This window comes from Micromonospora sp. C95 (assembly GCF_018070465.1).
Taxonomy (GTDB): Bacteria; Actinomycetota; Actinomycetes; order Mycobacteriales; family Micromonosporaceae; genus Micromonospora.
Window position 1 is genome coordinate 99,673 of the sequence record NZ_JAGPXT010000002.1, and the last position, 21,404, is coordinate 121,076.

Consider the following 21,404-nt stretch of genomic DNA (forward strand, 5'->3'; position numbering starts at 1 on the left):
GGTTACCTGACCGTCCAGGGCCACGCCGCACGAACGGGAGGACCGATGCGAACGCCGGCCGGCGCCGACCGCCTGCTGCTCCGGGTGGTCCGCGACGGTGGCGGCTGGACCGCCACGCTTGTGGTGGTGGGTCTGGCCGGTGCCGCCGCCGAACTGGCCCTGCCCGCGGTGCTGGGGCTGGCCGTGGATGCCGCCGTCGGTGGTGACGCCTCTCCCCGATGGCCGGTGGTCGCCAGCGCCCTGGTCGTCATCCTGCTGGTCACCGACGTCCTCGGTGACCTGGCGGGCGGGTACGGGGCCGCCCGGGCCACCGCCCGGCTCCGTCGGCGGCTGCTGCGGCACCTGTTCGCGTTGGACGTTCGAGCCGTGCGCCGCTTCCCGGTCGGTGACCTGGTCGGCCGGCTCACCGGGCAGGCCGCCGACACCGGGCAGGCCGGCACCGCAGTGGCGCTGGGCTGGATCGCGGTACTGCCGCCGCTGGGCAGTGTCGTGGCCCTGTTCCTGCTGGAGCCCGTCCTCGGGCTCACCCTGCTCGCCGGGCTGGCCGTGCTGACCGTCCTCATGGCCACGTTCGTCACCGACGCCTCGGCGGCCATCACCGCGTACCAGCGGGTACTCGGGACGATCGCCGGCCGGCTACAGGAGGCGCTCGGGGGGGCCCGCACCATCGCCGCAGCCGGCACCACCGACACCGAGCGCGACCGGGTGCTGGCGACACTGCCGCAACTACGCGGCCACGGCCGGCTCGGCTGGCGGTTGCTGGCCCGGGCCAACGCCCGCGTCGCGGCCGTGGCACCGCTGCTCCAGGTCGCCGTCGTCGCCGTCGGCGGGTACGCGCTGAGCGTCGGCTGGCTCACCGCCGGTCAACTGGTCGCCGCCGTGCAGTACGCCGCGCTCGGGGCCGGGTTGGGCGCGGTGCTGGCCACCCTCAACCGGCTGGTCCGCAGCCGGGCAGCGGCCCGCCGGGTCGCCGAGCCGTTGTCCTGTCCGGTGCGCCCCGATGGCGACGAGCCGTTGCCGCCCGGCGGCGGCCATCTGCGGCTGCGCGGGGTCGGTGTCCGCGCCGACGACGACCGGGCGGTCCTGGACGCGATCGACCTGGACGTGCCCGCGGGTTGCACGCTGGCCGTGGTCGGGCGTTCCGGGGCCGGCAAGTCCGCCCTCGCCGCCGTGGCCGGGCGGTTGTACGACCCGGACACCGGCGAGGTGCTGCTGGACGGGGTGCCACTGGCCCGTCTCGGCCGGGCCGCGCTGCGTCGGGCGGTGGGTCACGCCTTCGACCGTCCGGTGCTTGTCGGTGTGACGGTGCACGACGCGATCGGCCTCGGCCTGCCGGAACGGTCGGCTCGCCCGCCCTCGACAGGTGCGCCGGCCACCGCCGCCGTGCTGGCGGCGGCCCGGTCCGCGCAGATCGACGGGGTCGTGGCCCGGCTGCCCGACGGGTTCCGCACCCGGACCGCAGACGCACCGCTGTCCGGGGGTGAGACCCAACGCCTCGGGCTGGCTCGCGCGTTCCACGCCGAGCGGCTGCTCATCCTCGACGACGCGACATCCAGCCTGGACACCGCCACCGAACATCGGATCACCCGTGCGATGACCGGCCGGAACGCGGGACGTACCCGCCTGGTGGTCACCCACCGGGTGGCCACGGCCGCCGCGGCGGACCTGGTCGCCTGGCTCGACGCCGGTCGGCTGCGCGCCCTGGCACCGCATCGGCGGCTCTGGGCGGACCCGGACTACCGGGCGGTGTTCGCGGACGACGGTGTCCCCCGATGAACGGCCCGGGCGTCGGTCGGACGACGTGGCAGGCGCTGCGGGCACGTCGCCGGCACGTCGGCCGGCTCGCCGCCTGGTCGGCGGTCGAGTCCTTGCCGGCGCTGCTTGCCGGGCTGCTCGTTGCCCGCGCCGTCGACCAGGGCTTCCTGGCTGGTCGGTTCGCCACCGGCCTGGCCTGGCTGGGCGGACTCGCCGTGGCCGTCGTGCTCGGCGCGGTGGCGACCGGGCGGGTCTACCGGAGCCTGGGCTCAGTCGTGGAACCGTTCCGCGACGAGCTGGCTCGAATGGTGGTCCACGGCGCGTTGCACGACGCCACCCGGGCCGGTGGTCGCCCGGACAGCGCCCCGGTGGCCCGCTTGACCCATCACGTGGAGATCGTCCGGGACACCTTCGGTGGCCTGGTCATGGTGGTACGCGGCTTCCTGTTCACCGCCGGAGCGGCCCTGCTCGGCCTGCTGGCGCTGGACCCTACGGTCGCGGCGCTGGTGGCGGCTCCGCTGCTCGCGGGGCTTGTCGTCTTCGCCGCCGCGCTTCCCGCGATGCTGGCACACCAGCGCACCCAGGTGCGGGTCGGCGAGGCGCTCGGCCGGTCGGCGGCGACCGCGCTGACCGGTCACCGCGACGTGCTCGCCTGCGGCGCCGAGGAACGTACGCTGACCGAGGTCGACCGGAGGGTCAGCAACCATGCCGGCGCAGAGCGGACGCTGGCCCGGATGTCCGCGCTGCGCAGCCTCAGCCTCGGGGTGGGCGGCTGGCTGCCGGTGGTGGTCCTGCTGCTCGCCGCCCCGTGGCTGGTGCGGCGCGGGCTGAGCACCGGCGCGGTGCTCGGCGCACTGGTCTACGTCACCACCAGCCTGCAACCCGCGCTGCACGCACTGGTGCAGGGGCTGGGTGGCGGAGGGCTGCGCTACGCCGTCACCCTGGAACGGATCCTGCGCACCTGCCGACCTCCGTCGCCCCGCAAGCGGACGGCCACCCCGATCCCGGAGCCGGTGGACGACACCCCGGCGGTGCGGTTGTCCGGCCTGACCTTCCGGTACGGACCCGGCGCCCGGCCGATCCTGGACGACTTCTCGATGACCCTGCGCGAGGGGGAACATCTGGCCGTGGTGGGGCCCAGCGGCGCCGGCAAGTCCACCCTGGCCGGGCTGGTCGCCGGACTGGTCGAGCCGGAGCACGGCACGGTTCACCTCGCCGGTCGATCGGTGGCCGCCGTCGGTCCCGCCGACCTGGCCGCGCTGCGGGTGCTCGTGCCGCAGGAGGCGTACGTGTTCACCGGTTCCCTGGCCGACAACCTCCGCTACCTCTGCCCGGACGCGGACGACACGGCCGTCGAGACCACGCTGGCCCGGCTCGGCGCCGACGCTCTCGCCCAGCGGCTGGGCGGCCTCGCCGCCACGGTCGACCCCGGCACGCTCTCCGCCGGTGAGCGGCAACTGATCGCCGCCGTACGCGCCTACCTGGCCCCCGCGCCGCTCGTCATCCTGGACGAGGCGACCTGTCACCTGGACCCGACACTGGAGGCCACCGTCGAGTCGGCCTTCGCTCGGCGACCGGGCACCCTGATCGTCATCGCCCACCGGATCAGTTCCGCCGTCCGCGCTCGACGGGTGCTGGTGTTCGACGAGGACGGACCGCTGGACGGCAGCCATCAGGAACTGCTGGCTCGCTCGCCCGGCTACCGCGAGCTGGTCGGGCACTGGGACGGTGTCGCGGCGGCGGCCAGCGGCGCTGACCGTGCCGTCAGCGGGGTCACCGCGCTCCGCGGCTGACCTTCCCGTGCGGGAAGCGTGCGGCTCGGTCAGATCCAGCCGGCGTCGCGGGCCACCTGGACCGCCTCGACTCTGGTGCGTCCGCCCGTCTTCCGGATGATCCGGCCGAGATGATTACGGACCGTGCCAGGGGCGAGACCCAGCGATCCGGCCACCTCCGCGACCGGTGCACCACCCGCCGTCAGGTCGAGGATCTGTGCCTCACGCGGCGTGAGCGGGCTGTCCCGGCGCAGCGCCGCCAGCACCAGGTCCGCGTCCACCACCGGCTCACCACGGGACAACCGGCGGATTCCGTCGACCACCCGCTGCGGCGGGACGTCGCTGCCGAGTACACCGACGGTGCGGGAGGGGGTGAGCGTCCGGTACAGGTGCCCGGCCCGGCGCGGCTCGGCGAGCACCAGCAGCGGACAGGAGCCGGTCGCCGGCATCTTCTCGACGAGGTCGAGGTCGACCACTGCCACGTCCGGACGACGGGTACGGATCGTCCAGGTGACCACGTCACCCCGAGCCACCTCCGCCACCACGCTGATGTCGTCCTCAGCGGCGAGCACGAGGGACAGGGCACCACGGACCAGTGCACCATCGATTGCGAGCAGGGTACGGATCACCGCAGGCTCTCCGAACATCGTCGGGTGGATCACGTAACGTCAGCATTCAAACACGGCCCGGCCGGTTCCGCCCGCCGACGGCCGGCGGCCGGCTGGGAGCCGCCGCCCGGCGGCCCCCAGCCACGGTCACATCCAGCCGTCACGACGCGCGAGCAGGACCGCCTCCATCCGGTTGCGGGCACCGGTCTTGCGCATGATCGCCGACAGGTGGTTACGCACCGTGCCGTGCGCCAGGAACAGCCGTTCGGCGATCTCCTTCAGCGGCAGTCCCTCGGCCGCCATCCGCAGCACCTCTGCCTCCCGCGGCGTCAGCGGGCCGGTGGCGGGCCGTAGCGCCGTCGCGGCGGCGGCCACGTCGATGATCCGGTCCCCCGCCGCGAGCGCCCGTACGGCCCGGACCAACTCGTGCAGCGGCTCGTCCTTGCCAACCAATCCTTTCGCTCCGGCCGTCAACGCCTCCGTCACCAGGCCCCGGCTCCACCGGTCACTCAGGGCCAGCACCGCTGTCGCGGGTGCCGCCTCGGTGATCTCGATGATGACCGCCACCGGCTCGGGAGCATCGGATGCCAGGTCCACAAGGACCACGTCCGGCAGGTGCCGACGCACCATCCCCGGCAACTCACCGATACCCGTCGCCTCGGCGACGACCTGGATGTCCTCCTCACCGGCCAGTGCCGCGCACAGCGCACTGCGCAGCAGACCCATACTTTCGCCAACCACAACGCGGATCACCACGTAGCTCCGATCTGAGTACGCGCCACGGCCGACTCCCGGTCTCCTCAACGGGACTGCGCAGGGTCGGCCACGCGCCAACGGACTGGGCCCGGCCCGTGGGACGTCGGTTGCGACGGCCCCGGGCACCCGTAGGACCAGCCGGGCGATCAGCCGGCGGAACACCGGCGGTGCCGGGCGGGTCAGGGCGGACTCAGCCAGGTCGGACGGCCACGCCGGGGGAACGGCCCGCGTACCTGCCGGGCGGAGGGACATCGGTCCGAGCGCTGGCCGTCGCCAGCACCTGGCACCCGTCGAGGATCATTGCTCGCAGCGGTCCGGGGCCCCCATCGGCACCTGTGACGCCGTCGCCACCGGGCGGAGGAGGACGCTGCGGAAGGCCGGTCGGCTCCGGCATCGACCCGGGCCCTGCACCGGACGTGCCGGTGGCGGGCCGGTGCCACCCGAGCGCCACCCCGGCCACCGGCGCGGCCGGCGTAACCTCCCCCGGCGGTGCGGCCCGTGGTGCTGCGGCCCGTGGTGCTGCGGCGGTTGGCGGATCAGGTGCCGGCGACGGAGCCGGCGCTGAAACACCCGAGACACCCGCAACCGGGTCGGTGGTCGGCGCCCACGACGTCGGCCTCTCCACGGTGTACGAACCGACAGCGGAAGCTCGCGGCAGGACGGGAATCATGGGAGTGACCTGGCCCGTGAGCTGCGTGACCGGCGTCGCCATCGTTGCCACGCCGGACGACACCGCCGCGACGGCTGTGACCAGCACCGGTCGCAGCACAGCCGGCGACCGCACGACGACGGCTCCCGTAGCGGGCAGCTCCGCCAGGCCCGTCGCGGGCAGCTCCGCCAGGCCCGTCGCGGGCAGCTCCGCCAGGCCCGTCGCGGGCAGCTCCGTGACGAGCGGCGGCGCCAGACCGGTCACGGCCCGGGTCACCTCCGACCGGGGCGGCAGCGCCCCTCCCTCGCCCGGGACCGGAACCCGGTCGCCGACGTTCGGCACGGTCGACCGGATCGGCGGTACCCCCGGCGTGCGCCCGACCGAATCGGGGCCCTTCGCAGGCCCGCCCCGCGCTGTCCGGGCAGCCATCGCGCGGTCACCTGGCGCACGGCTGGTCAGGGACCGGTCCGCCGGTGAACGGCTGCCCGGTGACGGGTCGGCGGACGGACCGTCGGGCGTAGGCACTCGACCGGTACGCGCGGTCGCTGGTGGCCGAGCCGGGCGGTCCCGGGCCGGTCGGCCGTTGCGCGCCCCGCCTCTCTCGGCACGGCTGTTGTCATCCTGCCGACCGGCATCCGGGGAACCGCGCGTCGAACTCCGGCCCCTACCGGGATGCCGGACGTCCGGGCGTTCGACGAGGCCGGTGACCAGTTCGTCGAGGGGCGAGGCGGGCCGATCGAGGTCGGGGTGCTGCCGATCCGCGCCGGCCGAGGGAACCTCGGCGCTGTCCGCGCTGGCCGAGGGAACCTCGGCGTTGTCCGCGCTGGCCGGGTCGCTCGACAAGGCACCGACGAGGAGCCCGACGCCGACGGCGGCGGCTGCCATGACGGCGAAACGGGCAACGGCGGCACCTGAGCGCGCTGCCGAGGCGTCGGGTTCCCGCCGGGCGGCGGGCGGACGGCGGAACGTCGGACGACGCACGGAGCCTCTCTCTCGCTGAGAACGTCGACTCATCGTATTCAGTCCCTTACCCCGTCGCTTACCGTGCACAACCCGGTGACGGATTGCCGACTCTCCGGCTGACGGTGGCACTGCCATCCGATAACCGGCACGGACTTACCGCGGGGTTTCACCGCCGATCGCAGGCACCAGAACGCGACAAGCCTTCCGCGTCGGGAAGGCTTGTCGCGTTTACCCGCCAAGCGTCGCGGGTCAGGTCACGTCGTCGTACCGTCGGTCGATCGGAGCCGGCGCGTCGACAGGTGCAGGGGCGCCGATCGGGCCACTCGCGTCGACCCGCCGCCCCGCCTCGACCGGCTCCCGGTCGAACTCCAGCGGGGAGACCTCGTCGTCGTCGATGCCGGCATAGATCTCCTTGCCGCGCCCCCGACGCTTGTCGTTGAGGAATGCGACGCCGACCGCGGCGAAGTAGAGCGCGCACAGGCACAACGCCAGCGCGCTCATGCCGAACGGATCCGGCGTGGGAGTGACCACCGCGGAGAAGGCGAAGAAGACGAAGACGGCCACCCGCCACCAGCCGAGCAGTCGCTTCGCGCTGGCGATACCGACGAAGTTGAGCATCAACACGATCAACGGAAACTCGAACGCCACCCCGAACATCAGAATCAGGTTGGTGATGAACGAGATGTAGCGGGTGATGTCGAGCGTGGTGTTGATGTCATCGCCGGAGATCTCCAGCAGGAACTCCAGCCCCTTCGAGGCGACGAAGTACGCCAGCACGGCACCGGCCGCGAACAACGGTGCGGCCAGGGCGGTGAAGGCGTACGCGTACCGCCGCTCGTGCCGGTGCAGGCCCGGCGCGATGAAGGCCCACAACTGGTAGAGCCAGATCGGTGCGGCGAGGATCAGACCGACCCACAGACCGATCTTCAGGTTCAGCAGGAACAGGTCCGCCGGACCGAGCTGGACGAAGTTGCACCGGCCGTCGGGCAGTTGGCTGCCGGGCAACTGGCAGTAGGGCTGAGACAGCAGTTCACGGACCGGCCCGGCCAGCCAGAGACCGACACCGAACCCGATCAGGATGCCCAGCGACGCCTTGAACAGCCGGTTGCGTAGCTCGCGGATGTGCTCGACGAGGGTCATCGAGCCGTCGGCGGCCCGCTCGAAGTTGCTCGATCCGCGCTTGCGGAGTCCGAAGGCCACGGTTACCTGACCCGGGGGTCAGTTCTCGCGGACGCGCTGCACCGGGTCGACGACCGGCTGCTGCACGGTGCCCTGGTAGGGCTGCTGCTGCGGCGGCGCCGGCTGCTGCGGCGGGTACGGCTGGTAGCCGGCCTGCGCGTCGGCCTTGCCGGCGAGGTCGCGGTCGTCGTCGGCCAGGCTCTTCGTCTCGGCCTTGATGATCCGCAGCGAGCGGCCGAGGGACCGGGCGGCGTCGGGAAGCCGCTTCGCGCCGAAGAGCAGGATCAGCACGACCACGAGTACGGCGATGTGCCAGGGCTTGAGGGCATGCATGGAGGGCTCCAGTCGCACTGTGTCGATGAGGGTGGTTCCGCAGCCCATCGTACGTGCGACGAAGGCCGTTGCCACCCGCCGGGGCGGTGGTGGTTCGTCCCGGCGGGTGAAGTCTCGGCCAACCGCGAGTGTCCCGTCAACCAGGCGGCTGGATCATTCTGCGCGAAGTCGCGACGCCGCGTGCAGCAGCACGCACCGTACGGGCAGGAACGCGCACCGCGCGGGAGGTGACGCCGGCGGAACGGCCCTCAGTCGCCGCGCCGCGCCTTGATCACGGTGAGCCGCTGCTGGGTGGTCTCAAGCCGGCTCTGCAAGCCCTCCGCCCGCTGCTGGAGGCTCTCCGCCGCCTCGCGCAGCGCCGTCGCCTCGTCGGCCCGCCGCTGCAACGCCAGGGCCGCCCGGCGCAGCCGGGGCAGTCGCGCCAGCACGGGTCGTACCGCCAGCGCGAGCAGAACCAACGGCACCAGCACGAGCGCGAGCACGATCCACTTCAGCACGCCGGCCAGCCTACTGCCTGTCGCCGGCCGCCGCCGGGTCCGCGTCGGCCGGCACCGGCTGGGCGTACGCCTCCAGGGCCGCCACCGCCGACTGGTGAATCTGCCCGGCCAGCTCGGTCGGTGCGACGACCTCGACGTCCGAGCCGAGACCCAGCACGAACCGACGGGCCCAGCCGAGATCGGTGACGCGCAGCGACACCACCCACCGCTCGCCGTCGGACTCGACCCGCTCGCACGGGTAGTACTCGGTGATCCACCGCTCGCCCCGACCGATCCGCAACGTGACCAGCGGCAGGTCGGGCGAGGGCCGGAACGCCCCGTGACGCAGGTCGTGCGGCCGGGCCTGCGGGGGCACCACGGCCGGTTCGGCAAGCTCGGTCACCGCGTCGATCCGGTCGGCCCGGAACAGCCGCACCGCCTCGGCGCGGCGGCACCACGCCTCCAGGTACGTCCGGCCGCCGATCATCAGCACCCGCAGCGGGTCGATGACCCGCTCGGTGGTCTCGTCGCGGGCCGGCGTGTAATACGTGATCCGCAACGCGCGGCCACCCTCCACCGCGGCCCGCAACTGTTCCACCCGGCCGGTGTCACCGGGCAGCCGCACCTCGACCGGCGCGGCGACCAGGTCACCGGCCGCGTCCTCGATCTTCGCGAGGGCCCGCTCGACCGCCTCCCGGTTCGCCACCGCGGCCGTCTCGGCCAGCATCCGCAACGCCACCACCAGCGCCAGCGCCTCGTCCGGCGTGAGCCGCAGCGGCCGGTCGATGCCCGCGTCGTAGGTGATGGTCACCCGGTCACCGTCGAACGCCATGTCGATCAGGTCACCCGGGCCGTACCCGGGCAGCCCGCAGACCCACAACAGCTCCAGGTCCTCGCGCAACTGCCGCTCGGTGACACCCAGGTCACCGGCCGCCTCGGCGATCTCGATCCCGGGCCGGGCGAGCAGGTACGGCACCAGGTTCAGCAACCGGGCCAGCCGGTCCGCTGACGCCCGGGAACCAGCACGGGCCGCCGGTCGGGTCGGGCCGCTCATGGGACCACCGTCAGCGAGTCGTGTCGGGCGGCGATCTCCTTCAGCCGCTGGATGACCGCCTCCCGCACCTCGGGCGGGTCGACCACCCGCACGTCGGGCCCGTAGCCGACCAGGTGACCGGCCAGCGAGCAGGCGTCGCCGTACGGCAGCACCAGCCGGTCCGCCTCGGGCCCGACGGTGACCTCCACCGCCCAGCGGCGCAACCCGGCGGCACGTCCAGGGGTGACCAGCACGGTCGCCCGGCCGGGTCGCTCGACCGGGCCGGACCAGCGGGCCACGTGACTGATCAGGTCGACACCGGTCGGCGGCTGGTAGGCACCCGGCTCGCCGGTGGCCCGCACCGGGCCCACCACCCGGGACAACCGGAAACAACGGGTGGCGTCGCGGTCCAGGTCGTGGCCGACCACGTACCACCGGCCCCGCCAGCACACCACGCCCCACGGTTGCAGCCGGCGCCGGGCGGGCGCGTCGCGGTCCGGCACCCGGTAGTCGAAGCGGACCTCCCGGCGGTCGCGGGCGGCCGCGGTCAGCGGCGCGAACGCCGGGTCGACCGTGACCATCGGCTCCAGCCCGAGGGTGGCCTGGGGGTCCACGTCCACGCCGGCGGCGCGCAGCTTCGCCAACCCGGACGAGGCGGCGGCGGCCAGCCCGGCGTGCTGCCAGAGTCGTGCGGCGATGCCGACTGCGGCTGCCTCGTCCGGCTGGAGGGGAATGTCGGGCAGCGCGTACTCCCGGCGGGCGATCCGATATCCGGGCTCCGCGTCGAAGGCGCTGGCCGTCCCGGTCTCCAGCGGTACGCCCAGTTCCCGCAGCTCAGCCTTGTCCCGCTCGAACTTGCGCTGGAAGGCCTCGTGCTCGCGGGCGTCGTCCGGATCGTGTTCGTAACCGGGCACGGTCGCGGCGATCTGCGCGGCGGTCAGGAACCGCCGCGTGGACAGCAGGCAGATCACCAGGTTGACCAGCCGTTCGGTGCGACTCCGCGACACCCGCTACACGCTAGCAGCCCACCCCCCTCCCCCAGTCACCCCACGCCACCCCCTCTCCCCCAATCCCTCCTCGTCCGTCGATCTTGCACTTCTGGTCGCCGGTATGCCGCTTTTGTTGTGCTGCGCGGAGGCAGAAAGTGCAAGATCGACGGGTGGGGTGCGGGGGGCGGGGTGGCGTGGGTTAGCGTGCGGGGGTGGTGCGGTGGCGGGTGGGGACGGTAGCGGGGGTGCGTCGGCGGTGGGCCGGGGCGGTGGAGCTGGACGTCGAGGTGGATGGCGGCGGCGCGATGCGGGCGCTGGCCTATCCGGCGCTCGTCGGTGAGCCGGAGGCGGGCGATCGGGTGCTACTCAACGCCGGTGCGCTGCTGATGGGGCTGGGTACCGGCGGGTACGCCCTGGTCGTGGCGCTGCCGGAGCGGCTGCCGCCGGACCCGCCGCAGGCTCTCGACTCCCGCGACGCGGGGCATCTGGTCAAGGCCCGGTACACCCCGTTGCAGCCGATCCTGCTCGGCGTCGACGAGGAGGCCTCACCGCACCGGCAGGTGTTGGCCGCCGCCGACGACCTGGCCGGCCTGCCGGTGGTGACGGCCGACCTGCACTCCGCGCTGCCGGCGATCCTGGCCGGAGTTCGGCTCGACGCGCCGCAGGCGCGGGTGGCGTACCTGCTCACCGACGGCGGGGCGTTGCCCGCCTGGTTCTCCCGCACCCTCGCCGGGCTGCGCGACGAACTGGTCGGCACGATCAGCGTGGGGCAGGCGTTCGGCGGTGATCTGGAGGCGTCGACCCTGCACAGCGGACTGCTCGCCGCCCGGCACGTGCTGGGCGCCGACGTGGCGGTGGTGGCGCAGGGCCCGGGCAATCTCGGTACCGGCACCCGCTGGGGATTCTCCGGGGTGGCCGTCGGCGAGGCGGTGAACGCCGTCGCCACTCTCGGCGGCCGCCCGGTGGGCTCGCTACGGATCTCCGCCGCCGACCCGCGACCCCGGCACCGGGGCGTGTCGCACCACAGCCTCACCGCGTACGGCCGGGTGGCGCTGGCCCGCGCGGAACTGGTCGTGCCGGCGGGCCTGGAACCGGAACTTGCCGCCGAGGTCGAGGCCGCGGTGAAACCGCTGGCCGAGCGGCACACGCTGGTGCGGGTGGACACCACCGGGCTGGACCCGGCGCTGCGACGCAGCCCGGTGCCGCTGTCGACGATGGGACGCGGGCTGGACGCCGACCACGCCTACTTCCTGGCCGCCGCCGCGGCCGGCCGGCACGCCGCCCGCCTGACGATGCAGCCACCTCCGGCACCGGCCGGGGGCTGACCAGGCGCCCTGTGCGAACGCCCCGCGCGCCTCAGGCGAAGATGACCAGGGCGAGCCAGGCGCCGACGATCAGCGCCAGAGCCAGGGCCAGCACCCAGGTGGGCACGGTGTGACCGCCACGGCGGTTACGCTCGATCTCGGCGCGGACCTTGTCGCGGCGGCGTTCGAGCCAGCTCTGCCGCTGAGCGCCCGGGGTGGGAGGTTCAGGAGGAATCATGGCCTGACCAGCCTACCCGGGGCCGGCCGTCGGCTCGGCCCCGGTCGGCTCCGTCACATGCTGGCGATCAGCCGTTCCACCCGCTCGTCGTACGCCCGGAACGGGTCCTTGCAGAGCACCGTCCGCTGCGCCTGGTCGTTGAGCTTCAGGTGCACCCAGTCGACGGTGAAGTCCCGTCGCTTCTCCTGTGCGTGCCGGATGAACTCGCCGCGCAGCCGGGCCCGGGTGGTCTGCGGCGGCGTCTCCTTCGCCTCGAAGATCTCCGGATCGGTGGCCACCCGGTCCACGTCGCCGCGCCGCTCCAGCAATGCGTAGAGCCCGCGCCCCCGGCGCAGGTCGTGGTACGCCAGGTCCATCTGCGCCACCCGGGGGTGGGACAGCGGCAGGTCGTGCTTGCGCTGGTAACGCTCGATCAGCCGCAGCTTGGTCACCCAGTCGATCTCCCGGGAGACCGGTTCCAGGTCGCCGGTCTCCACCGCCCGCAGCACCCGCCCCCACAGCTCGACCACCCGCTTGGCGGTCTGGTCGCCGCCCCGGCGCTCGACGAACTCGGTGGCCTTGGCCAGATATTCCTGCTGGATCTCCAGGGCGCTGATCTCCTTGCCCGAGGCCAACCGCACCTTCCGCCGGCCGGTGATGTCGTGCGACACCTCCCGGATCGCCCGGATCGGGTTCTCCAGGGTGAGGTCGCGCATCACCACGCCACCCTCGATCATGCGCAGCACGATGTCGGCGGTGCCGACCTTCAGCAGCGTGGTGACCTCGTTCATGTTGGAGTCGCCGACGATCACGTGCAGCCGGCGGTACCGTTCCGCGTCGGCGTGCGGCTCGTCGCGGGTGTTGATGATCGGGCGGCTGCGGGTGGTCGCCGAGGACACTCCCTCCCAGATGTGCTCGGCCCGCTGGGACAGGCAGTACACCGCGCCGCGCGGCGTCTGCAACACCTTGCCGGCACCGCAGATGAGCTGCCGGGTGACCAGGAACGGGATCAGCACGTCGGCGAGCCGGCCGAACTCGCCGTGCCGGGACACCAGGTAGTTCTCGTGGCAGCCGTACGAGTTGCCGGCCGAGTCGGTGTTGTTCTTGAACAGGTAGATCTCGCCGGCGATGCCCTCGTCGTGCAGCCGCTTCTCCGCGTCGATGAGCAGCCCCTCCAGGATCCGCTCGCCGGCCCGGTCGTGGGCGACCAGGTCGACCACCGAGTCGCACTCCGGGGTGGCGTACTCGGGGTGTGAGCCGACATCCAGGTAGAGCCGCGCCCCGTTACGCAGGAAGACGTTGCTCGACCGGCCCCAGGACACCACCCGGCGGAAGAGGTACCGGGCCACCTCGTCGGGGGACAGCCGCCGCTGTCCGCGGTAGGTACAGGTGACGCCGTACTCGGTCTCCAGACCGAAGATTCGCCGTTCCATGATGAGACATTAGCCGTACGGAGGCCCTGTTCGTCACTGTCGGGGGCACGTGCCGACCTCAGCCGTCGGTGGAACCTGCCGCGGCGACGAGAGTCGCGACGTACCGCCGGCAGGTGTCGTACTCCGGCAGCAACCCGGCCGCCCGGGCCTGCGCCAGGGTGGGCGCGGCGGCGTCGCGGGCGGACAGCTGCGGCCCGGTGGTCGGCCAGTCGATGCCCAGTTCCTCGTCCAGCGGGTGCACCGCGTGCTCGGCCGAGGGGTGGTACGTGGTCGAGCAGAGGTAGGTGAGGGTGGCGTCGTCGGTCAACGCGCAGAAGCCGTGGCCGAGCCCCTCGGCCAGGTAGACCGCACGCCGGTCCACGTCGTCCAGGCGTACCCCCTCCCACCGGCCGAAGGTGGGCGAGCCGACCCGCAGGTCGACGAGCACGTCGAGCACCGCCCCCCGGACGCAGGTGACGTACTTCGCCTGCCCCGGCGGCACGTCGGCGAAGTGGATGCCGCGCACCACGTCACGGGCCGAGACCGACAGGTTGCCCTGTGCCAGCCGCAACGGATGCCCGACCGCCTCGGCCAGGCGGTCGAAGCGGTACCACTCCAGGAACAGCCCGCGCGGGTCGCCGTGCTGCTGCGGGGTGATCTCCCAGGCGCCCTCGACGCTCAACGGTCGCAGCTTCATCGGACCGCCCCCGTTCCAGCGATCTCGCCGGTCGGCTCCTGCCGGTCGCCGGCGAGCAGGTCGAGCAGGTAGTCGCCGTAGCCGCTGCGGGTCAGCGGCTCGGCCAGCGCGCGCAACTGCGCGTCGTCGATCAGCCCGGCCCGCCAGGCGGCCTCCTCCACGCAGCCGATCTTCATGCCCTGCCGCTCCTCGATCACCCGAACGAACTCGGCGGCCTGCATCAGCGAGGTGAAGGTGCCGGTGTCCAGCCAGGCGGTCCCCCGATCCAGCACGGTGACCGACAGCTCGCCCCACCGCCGGTACGCCTCGTTCACCGCGGTGATCTCCAACTCACCCCGGGCGCTGGGCGTGAGCCCCCGCGCGATCTCCACCACCCGGTTGTCGTAGAAGTACAGGCCGGGAACCGCGTACCGGGACCTCGGGCGCGGCGGCTTCTCCTCGATGGACAGCACCCGCCCGTCGGCGTCGAAGTGCACCACGCCGTACGCCTGCGGGTTGGCCACCGGGTAGGCGAAGATCCGGCCACCGACCGGATCACCGGCCGCCGCCAGCTGCCGGCCGAGGCCCACCCCGTGGAAGATGTTGTCCCCGAGGACCAGCGCCACCGACTCGTCGCCGATGAAGTCCGCGCCCAGCACGAACGCCTGGGCGATGCCCTCCGGCCGGGGCTGGGCGACGTACTCCAGCCGGAGCCCGAACTGGCTGCCGTCGCCGAGCAGCCGCTGGAACTGATCCTGCTCCTCCGGTGTGGTGATCACCAGGATCTCGACCACTCCCGCCATCACCAGGGTGGAGAGCGGGTAGTAGATCATCGGCTTGTCGAAGACCGGCATCAGCTGTTTCGACACCGCCCGGGTGATCGGCCACAGCCGGGACCCGGTGCCACCGGCGAGCAGGATTCCACGCATCCGGGGGAGCCTACCGGCACAACCGGACGAACAGCCGCGCGTCGCCTGCGCTGCGGATGTGGCCGTTTCGCGTAGACTTCCGGACCCGTGAGGATCCTGGTCACCGGCGGTGCCGGCTTCATCGGCTCGGAATACGTCCGGACGCTGCTCGGCGTCTCCGGCGGCAGCGCGGCGGGCGTACCGGCGGTGGAACCGGCCCAAGTCACCGTGCTGGACGCGCTGACCTACTCCGGCAACCTGGCCAACCTCGCGCCGGTGGCCGACGACCCCCGGCTGCGGTTCGTCCAGGGTGACATCCGTCACCCCGAGGTGGTCGACGACGCCGTCGCGGGGCACGACGTGGTCGTGCACTTCGCCGCCGAGTCCCATGTCGACCGCTCGATCGCCGGCGCCGCGCCCTTCGTCACCACGAACGTCCTCGGCACCCAGAACCTGCTCGACGCCGCGCTACGCCACGGCGTCTCCCGGTTCGTACACGTCTCCACCGACGAGGTCTACGGCTCCATCGCCGACGGTTCCTGGACCGAGGACTGGCCGCTGGCCCCCAACTCCCCGTACTCGGCGTCGAAGGCCGGCTCCGACCTGCTCGCCCTGGCCTACCACCGCACCCACGGCCTCGACGTGGTGGTGACCCGCTGCTCCAACAACTACGGGCCCTACCAGTACCCGGAGAAGGTCGTCCCGCTGTTCGTCACCAACCTCCTCGACGGGCGCAGCGTCCCGCTCTACGGCGACGGCGGCAACGTACGCGACTGGCTGCACGTGCACGACCACTGCCGGGGCATCGCCCTCGTCCAGCACAAGGGTCGCGCCGGCGAGGTCTACCACATCGGCGGCGGCACCGAACTCACCAACAAGGAACTGACCGCCCGGCTGCTCGACGCCTGCGACGCCGGCTGGGACCGGGTGACCCCCGTCGCCGACCGCAAGGGACACGACCGCCGCTACTCCCTCGACATCACCAAGATCAGCAACGAGCTCGGGTACGCACCGAGCATCACCCTCGACGCCGGTCTCGCCGACACCGTCCGCTGGTACCGGGACAACCGGGCCTGGTGGGAACCGCTGAAGGCGGCGAGCGCATGAGGTTCCTGGTGACCGGTGCCGGTGGGATGCTCGGACGCGACCTGGTCGACGTCCTCGAAGCGCGGCCGGAACACCAGGTCACCCCCGCCACCCGCACCGACCTGGACATCACCGACGCCGCCGCCGTGCACGCCGCCGTCGCCGGCCACCACGTGGTGGTCAACACCGCCGCCTGGACCGACGTCGACGGCGCCGAGACACACGAGTCGGCCGCCACCGCCGTCAACGGCGACGCCGTCGTCCACCTCGCCACCGCCTGCGCCGCGCACGGCGCCCGGCTGCTGCACCTGTCCACCGACTACGTCTTCGACGGCACCGCCACCACGCCGTACCCCGAGGACGCGCCGACCGCCCCGCTCAACGCGTACGGTCGCGGCAAGCTCATCGGGGAACAGGCCGTGACCCGGCTGCTGCCCGACACCGGATACGTGGTGCGGACCGCCTGGCTCTACGGTGCCCACGACCGCAACTTCGTCACCACGATGCTCGACCTGGCCGACCGGCGCGACACCCTCGACGTCGTCGACGACCAGCACGGCCAGCCGACCTGGTCGCACGCCCTGGCCCGGCACCTGGTCTCGCTCGCCGAGGCCGCCCACGCCGGACGCGCCGCACCGGGGATCTACCACGGCACCTGCTCCGGCGAGACCACCTGGTACGGCCTGGCCCGCGCCGTGTTCGCCCGGCACGGGCTCGACCCGGACCGGATCCGACCCACCACAAGTGCCCGATTCGTGCGACCTGCCCCAAGACCGACGTACAGTGTGCTAGGGCACGGCCGGTGGGCCGAGGCCGGGCTGCCGCCCCTGCCGGACTGGCACGCCGCCCTGGTCGACGCGTTCGCCCCCGCCGCTCCACCCTCCCCGTGGAAGGTCGTATGAAGCTCACCCTGGTCACCGGTCTGACCGGTCTGATCCTGCTGGCCACGATCGTCGAGCTGCTGCGCCGCCGGCAACTGCGCGAGAAGTACGGCATGCTCTGGCTCGGCCTGCTGTTCGTGGTGATTCCGCTGTCGCTGTTCCCCCGGCTGCTAGACGGCGTCGCCGACCTGCTCGGTGTCGCGTCCGGAGTCAGCCTGGTGCTCTTCCTGGGCATCGTCTTCCTCCTGCTGGTCTGCATCCACCTCAGCTGGGAGGTCAGCGCGCTGGAGGAGGAGACCCGCACGCTCGCCGAGGAGTTCGCCCTGCTCCGCGCCGAAGTCGCAGCCGACCGGGCGGAACGGGCGGAGTGGGCCCGGTACTCGGACCGAGCGGAAATGGTGTCCCGCGATGGTTAACGGCAAGCGGCTGCTCGTCATCATCCCGGCGCTCAACGAAGCCGCCTCCATCGGCGACGTCGTCGGTGAGATCCGCGGCGAACTGCCCGGGGTCGACGTGCTCGTCGTCGACGACGGCTCCACCGACCACACCGCCGCCGTCGCCGCCGCCGCCGGTGCCCGCGTCGCCCGACTGCCGTACAACCTCGGCGTCGGTGGCGCCATGCGGCTCGGCTACCGCTACGCCCGCGACCACGACTACGACGTCGCGGTGCAGGTCGACGCCGACGGGCAGCACGATCCCCGGTACGTGCCGAAGCTCGTCGACCTGCTCGACGACTACGACCTGGTCATCGGGGCCCGGTTCGCCGGCGAGGGCGAATACACGGTACGCGGCCCGCGCCGCTGGGCGATGGGCATGCTGTCGTTGGTGCTGTCCGGTCTGGCCGGCGCCACGCTCACCGACACCACGAGCGGCTTCCGGGCCGCCAACCGACGAATGATCGAAATGTTCGCCCGCTGGTACCCCGCCGAGTACCTCGGCGACACCGTCGAGACGCTCGTCCACGCCGCCCGGCGCGGCTACCGGATCCAACAGGTGCCGGTCGCCATGCGCCGCCGGATGGCCGGTACGCCCAGCCACTCCCCCGCCAAGGCGATGGTCTACCTCGGTCGAGCCGTGGCCGTGCTCACCCTCGCCCTCATCCGCCGGTGATGCGCCGCCTGCTCCGTCTCGTCCCGCCCGGCACCATCGGCGTCGGCATCGGGCTGGCCGTGGTCGGACTGGCCTCCTACGTCCACCTCGCCCTGGCCGGGCACAACCTCGACGCCGCCGACTACTCCTCGCTGTCGGTGCTCTGGTCGGTCGTGTTCACCCTCGGCATCGGCGTGTTCTTCCCCGTCGAACAGGAAGTCGCCCGCCTCGTCGCGGCCCGGCGCACCCGTGGACTGCCACCCGGCCCGGTACTGGCCCGCGGCGCCGCCGTCGCCGCCGCCGTACTCGGCCTGCTCCTGGTGCTCACCATCGGCGCCGCCGACCTGCTCACCGACCGGCTCTTCGGCGGCGACGCCGCCATGGTGCCCGCCCTCGGTGGGGCACTGGCCGCGTTGGCCGTGGCGCACACCACTCGTGGCGTGCTCTCCGGCCTGCGCCGCTTCGACTGGTACGGCACCCAGCTCGGCCTCGACGGTGGGCTGCGCATCGGCCTGGTCGCCGCCCTCGCCGTCACCGGTGTGGACTCCCCCGTGGCCTACGCACTGGTGCTGGTCGCGGCACCACTGGCCGCCGTCGCGCTGACCGCCGCACCGATCGTCCGGACGGTCGGCCGCGGACCGGCGGTCCCCTGGCCACCCCTGCTCCGCGGCCTCACCCTGCTCACCGTCTCCAGCCTGCTGGCCCAGGTGGTCGTCAACGTCGGCGTGATCAACGTAAGGCTGCTCGACCCGACCGACGTCGCCACCGCCGGCGCACTGCTCTCCGCGCTGGTGCTGGTCCGCATACCCCTGTTCGTGTTCGGCTCGATGCAGGCCGCGCTGCTGCCCGGCCTGTCCACCGCCGCCGCCACCGGCGACGAACCCGCCTTCCGCACCCTGCTGCGTCGATCCCTGGCCGTGGTCACCGCCCTCGGGGCCCTCGGCGGCGTCCTCGCCGCCCTGTTCGGCCCATGGCTCGTACAGGCCCTCTTCGACACCCCCGACGTCCTCGGCCACGCAGACTTCGCCTGGCTGTCGGTGGCCACCCTGGCCTACCTGTGGGCGATGGTGCTCGGCCAGGCGCTGCTGGCCCGCAACCGGCACCATGCCCAGGCCCTGGCCTGGACCGTCGGCGTCGCCGCGCTCGTCGTGGCGACCCTGCCCCCACTGCCCGTCGCACTGCGCGTCGAGCTCGGCTACACCGTCGGCTCGGTGGTGGCCGCCGTCGTCATGGTCACCCTGCTGCGCCGCCGGCGGACGGCACCACCGGCGCCACCGGTCGCGGCCCCGGTGCCCGTCGCCACCAGCGGAGGAGCAGCATGAGACCGCCCCGCGTCACCGCCGTGATGCTCGCCTACGGTGCCGAACCCTGGCTTGTCGACGCCGCTCGGGCCGTACTGGCCAGCACCGGCGTCGACATCGAACTCGTCGTGGTCGACAACGGCTGCACCGGAGACGGCATCGACGTGGTCAAGGGCCTGCCCGGCGTACGGGTTCTCCGGCCGGAGGCCAACACCGGCTACTCCGGCGGCTGCAACATCGGTGCCGCCGAGGCCACCGGCGACTGGTTGGCCTTCGTCAACTCCGACGCCATCGTGGCCGCCGACGCCCTCGCCAAGGTCGTCGCGGTGGCCGCCGAGCCCGGCGTCGGCGCCGCCATGGCCTCCATCCGGCTCGCCCACGACCCCGACCTGATCAACACCTCGGGCAACCCGCTGCACTTCACCGGCCTGTCCTGGGCCGGCGGCAACGGCGAGCCGGCAAGCGCCCACGCCCGACGCACCGTGGTGCCCTCGCTGAGCGGCTGCTGCTTCGTCATCGGCCGCCACCGCTGGGCAGAACTCGACGGCTTCGCCGACGAGTACTTCGCCTACCACGAGGACACCGAACTCAGCCTGCGGTTGTGGCAGCGCGGCCTACGGCTGGAGTACGTGCCCGACGCCGTGGTCCGGCACCACTACGAGTTCTCCCGCAACGACCTCAAGCTCTACCTGGTCGAACGCAACCGGCTGCTCACCCTGCTCACCGCGTACCAGGTCCGGACCCTGGCACTGCTGGCACCGATGCTGCTGCTCACCGAGGTTGCCATGCTCGCCGCCGCGCTGGCGGGCGGCTGGGGGCGGCAGAAGACCCGGGGCTGGGCCTGGCTGTGGCGTCACCGCAGCTGGGTACGCGCCCGCCGGCGACGCCTGCAGGTCGAGCGCACTGTCGGCGACGGCACTCTCGCCGGCCTGATGACCGCCCGCGTCGCCCCGTCGAACGTGGCCGCGCCGCCCGGAATGGGCATCTTCAACGTCATCGCCACGGCCTGGTGGGCACTTGTGCGGCCGCTGCTCTCCCGCCACTGACCCACCCGGCACCAGCGGACCCGGTGCGCCGCCGGCGCGGCCGGGAGCTGACGACGCGGCGCCCGACCGGTCGAAACCGCGGGCGCCGCAACTGCTCCGGGGGGTGCAGCTCAGCTGTCGGAGCTGTCGCCCGGCTTGTCCTCCAGGTCCGCGGAGCCGGCCGAGGTGGTCGGCTTGTGCCCCTCCTCGGTCGGCGTGGTCGGGGTCTGCGCCCGGCCACCCTCCGCCGCCGACTCCCCGGCCGCGTCGCCGTCCAGCAACCCGGTCAACGCGGCCCCGGTGATCCGCCGGAAGGTGCGACCCACCCGGTTGCGGTCCAGGATCGCCACCTCCAACTGGTCGCCGGCGATCGTGCGGGCGGCGCCGCCCTCACCGCCGACGCTGCCCAGCGCCTGCACCGCCACCTTCACCGCTTCGCCGAGCGACATGTCGGGCCGATGGTTCGACTTCAGCACCCCGGAGATCGCCTCGGCCTGACCGCCCATCGCCATCCGGCCCGGCTCGTCGGTCACCGACCCGTCGTAGGTGCACCGGTACAGCGAGTCCTCCTCCGGCGTGGCACCCACCTCCGCCACGCAGATCTCCACCTCGAACGGCTTGGACTGCTCGGTGAAGATGGCGCCGAGAATCTGGGCGTACGAGTTGGCCAGCGCCAGACCGGTCACGTCCCGGCGGTCGTAGCTCAGACCGTTGAGGTCGGCCATCCGGACACCCGCCCGGCGCAGGTTCTCGAACTCGTTGTACCGCCCGACGGCGGCGAAACCGATCCGGTCGTAGATCTCGCTGACCTTGTGCAGCGTGCTGGAGAGATTCTCGGCAACGAAGAGCACCCCGCCGGTGTAACTGACGACCACCGAGCTGCGTCCCCGAGCGATGCCCTTGCGGGCCAACTCGGAACGGTCGCGCATGATCTGTTCGGGCGAGGCGTAGAACTGCATGGCCACGGCGGCGGCTCTCCTTCGGCGGTACTC

Annotated in this window: 22 protein-coding genes; 10 read left to right on the forward strand and 12 right to left on the reverse strand. The window is 72.8% G+C overall.

Features of this window, described 5'->3' with window-relative positions:
* Positions 1–45: 45 nt before the first annotated feature.
* Both KBX00_RS03045 and KBX00_RS03050 read left to right on the forward strand, forming a co-directional pair.
* The gene (locus KBX00_RS03045; RefSeq protein ID WP_210823015.1) at positions 46–1,776 is read left to right on the forward strand and encodes an ABC transporter ATP-binding protein; all 1,731 of its coding nucleotides are present in this window, start codon (positions 46–48) and stop codon (positions 1,774–1,776) included.
* Positions 1,773–3,548, forward strand: a complete 1,776-nt coding sequence (locus KBX00_RS03050) for an ABC transporter ATP-binding protein (RefSeq protein ID WP_210823016.1) — start codon at positions 1,773–1,775, stop codon at positions 3,546–3,548. The genes KBX00_RS03045 and KBX00_RS03050 overlap by 4 nt, the downstream gene beginning before the upstream one ends.
* Before the next feature lie 29 nt (positions 3,549–3,577).
* Here the strand turns inward: KBX00_RS03050 and KBX00_RS03055 are convergent, their stop codons facing one another.
* Both KBX00_RS03055 and KBX00_RS03060 read right to left on the reverse strand, forming a co-directional pair.
* Positions 3,578–4,174, reverse strand: a complete 597-nt coding sequence (locus tag KBX00_RS03055) for a response regulator transcription factor (protein WP_301547253.1) — start codon at positions 4,172–4,174, stop codon at positions 3,578–3,580.
* A 108-nt stretch (positions 4,175–4,282) separates the two neighbouring features.
* The gene (locus KBX00_RS03060) at positions 4,283–4,876 is read right to left on the reverse strand and encodes a response regulator transcription factor (protein ID WP_307867990.1); all 594 of its coding nucleotides are present in this window, start codon (positions 4,874–4,876) and stop codon (positions 4,283–4,285) included.
* A 1,336-nt stretch (positions 4,877–6,212) separates the two neighbouring features.
* On the opposite strand from KBX00_RS03060, the gene KBX00_RS03065 reads away from it, so the two are divergent.
* Positions 6,213–6,455, forward strand: coding sequence for a hypothetical protein (locus KBX00_RS03065; RefSeq protein ID WP_210823018.1), 243 nt, complete (start codon positions 6,213–6,215; stop codon positions 6,453–6,455).
* A gap of 297 nt (positions 6,456–6,752) precedes the next feature.
* Here the strand turns inward: KBX00_RS03065 and tatC are convergent, their stop codons facing one another.
* From tatC to KBX00_RS03090, 5 genes are all read right to left on the reverse strand, one after another.
* Complete coding sequence (gene tatC / locus KBX00_RS03070) at positions 6,753–7,703, reverse strand: twin-arginine translocase subunit TatC (protein WP_210823019.1); 951 nt, start codon at positions 7,701–7,703, stop codon at positions 6,753–6,755.
* A gap of 18 nt (positions 7,704–7,721) precedes the next feature.
* Positions 7,722–8,015 (reverse strand): Sec-independent protein translocase subunit TatA, encoded by a 294-nt coding sequence (gene tatA, locus KBX00_RS03075; RefSeq protein WP_210823020.1) that lies wholly within the window; start codon positions 8,013–8,015, stop codon positions 7,722–7,724.
* A 248-nt stretch (positions 8,016–8,263) separates the two neighbouring features.
* A complete protein-coding gene (locus tag KBX00_RS03080) occupies positions 8,264–8,512 on the reverse strand; it encodes a hypothetical protein (RefSeq protein WP_093405953.1) in 249 nt (82 codons plus the stop codon).
* Positions 8,513–8,522: 10 nt separating this feature from the next.
* Positions 8,523–9,545, reverse strand: a complete 1,023-nt coding sequence (locus KBX00_RS03085; protein WP_210823022.1) for a YafY family protein — start codon at positions 9,543–9,545, stop codon at positions 8,523–8,525.
* Positions 9,542–10,531: a YafY family protein gene (locus KBX00_RS03090; protein ID WP_210823024.1), complete on the reverse strand. Its 990-nt coding sequence runs from the start codon at positions 10,529–10,531 to the stop codon at positions 9,542–9,544. The genes KBX00_RS03085 and KBX00_RS03090 overlap by 4 nt, the downstream gene beginning before the upstream one ends.
* Before the next feature lie 194 nt (positions 10,532–10,725).
* Here KBX00_RS03090 and KBX00_RS03095 point away from each other — a divergent pair, with 194 nt between their 5' ends.
* The gene (locus KBX00_RS03095) at positions 10,726–11,838 is read left to right on the forward strand and encodes a DUF3866 family protein (RefSeq protein WP_210823026.1); all 1,113 of its coding nucleotides are present in this window, start codon (positions 10,726–10,728) and stop codon (positions 11,836–11,838) included.
* Positions 11,839–11,869: 31 nt separating this feature from the next.
* Here KBX00_RS03095 and KBX00_RS03100 read toward each other — a convergent pair whose 3' ends face one another.
* From KBX00_RS03100 to rfbA, 4 genes are read right to left on the reverse strand one after another with little or no spacing between them, the layout of a single operon-like run.
* Positions 11,870–12,055 carry a hypothetical protein gene (locus tag KBX00_RS03100; protein WP_210823028.1) on the reverse strand — a complete coding sequence of 62 codons (186 nt, stop codon included), beginning with the start codon at positions 12,053–12,055 and terminating at the stop codon, positions 11,870–11,872.
* Positions 12,056–12,108: 53 nt separating this feature from the next.
* Positions 12,109–13,467 carry a Pup--protein ligase gene (gene pafA / locus KBX00_RS03105; RefSeq protein WP_093405965.1) on the reverse strand — a complete coding sequence of 453 codons (1,359 nt, stop codon included), beginning with the start codon at positions 13,465–13,467 and terminating at the stop codon, positions 12,109–12,111.
* Positions 13,468–13,525: 58 nt separating this feature from the next.
* Entirely contained in the window at positions 13,526–14,143 is a 618-nt protein-coding gene (locus KBX00_RS03110; protein ID WP_210823030.1) for a dTDP-4-dehydrorhamnose 3,5-epimerase family protein, read from the reverse strand.
* Positions 14,140–15,051, reverse strand: coding sequence for a glucose-1-phosphate thymidylyltransferase RfbA (gene rfbA / locus KBX00_RS03115; RefSeq protein ID WP_210823032.1), 912 nt, complete (start codon positions 15,049–15,051; stop codon positions 14,140–14,142). Before rfbA ends, KBX00_RS03110 begins: the two co-directional genes overlap by 4 nt.
* 87 nt (positions 15,052–15,138) lie before the next feature.
* Between rfbA and rfbB the strand changes: the two genes are divergently transcribed.
* Genes rfbB through KBX00_RS03145 form a run of 6 tightly spaced genes read left to right on the forward strand, consistent with a single transcriptional unit; the run spans position 15,139 to position 20,433 of the window.
* Positions 15,139–16,137: a dTDP-glucose 4,6-dehydratase gene (rfbB, locus tag KBX00_RS03120; protein WP_210823034.1), complete on the forward strand. Its 999-nt coding sequence runs from the start codon at positions 15,139–15,141 to the stop codon at positions 16,135–16,137.
* Positions 16,134–17,018 carry a dTDP-4-dehydrorhamnose reductase gene (gene rfbD, locus KBX00_RS03125; protein ID WP_210823036.1) on the forward strand — a complete coding sequence of 295 codons (885 nt, stop codon included), beginning with the start codon at positions 16,134–16,136 and terminating at the stop codon, positions 17,016–17,018. Before rfbB ends, rfbD begins: the two co-directional genes overlap by 4 nt.
* Positions 17,015–17,413: a DUF2304 domain-containing protein gene (locus KBX00_RS03130; protein WP_210823038.1), complete on the forward strand. Its 399-nt coding sequence runs from the start codon at positions 17,015–17,017 to the stop codon at positions 17,411–17,413. The genes rfbD and KBX00_RS03130 overlap by 4 nt, the downstream gene beginning before the upstream one ends.
* A complete protein-coding gene (locus KBX00_RS03135) occupies positions 17,406–18,107 on the forward strand; it encodes a glycosyltransferase family 2 protein (protein WP_210823040.1) in 702 nt (233 codons plus the stop codon). The genes KBX00_RS03130 and KBX00_RS03135 overlap by 8 nt, the downstream gene beginning before the upstream one ends.
* The gene (locus KBX00_RS03140; protein WP_301547254.1) at positions 18,107–19,408 is read left to right on the forward strand and encodes a lipopolysaccharide biosynthesis protein; all 1,302 of its coding nucleotides are present in this window, start codon (positions 18,107–18,109) and stop codon (positions 19,406–19,408) included. Before KBX00_RS03135 ends, KBX00_RS03140 begins: the two co-directional genes overlap by 1 nt.
* On the forward strand, positions 19,405–20,433 hold the full coding sequence (locus KBX00_RS03145) for a glycosyltransferase family 2 protein (protein WP_210823045.1): 1,029 nt from the start codon (positions 19,405–19,407) through the stop codon (positions 20,431–20,433). Before KBX00_RS03140 ends, KBX00_RS03145 begins: the two co-directional genes overlap by 4 nt.
* Before the next feature lie 110 nt (positions 20,434–20,543).
* On the opposite strand, the gene prcA is transcribed toward KBX00_RS03145, so the two are convergent.
* Positions 20,544–21,377 carry a proteasome subunit alpha gene (prcA, locus tag KBX00_RS03150; protein WP_210823054.1) on the reverse strand — a complete coding sequence of 278 codons (834 nt, stop codon included), beginning with the start codon at positions 21,375–21,377 and terminating at the stop codon, positions 20,544–20,546.
* Positions 21,378–21,404 lie beyond the last annotated feature (27 nt).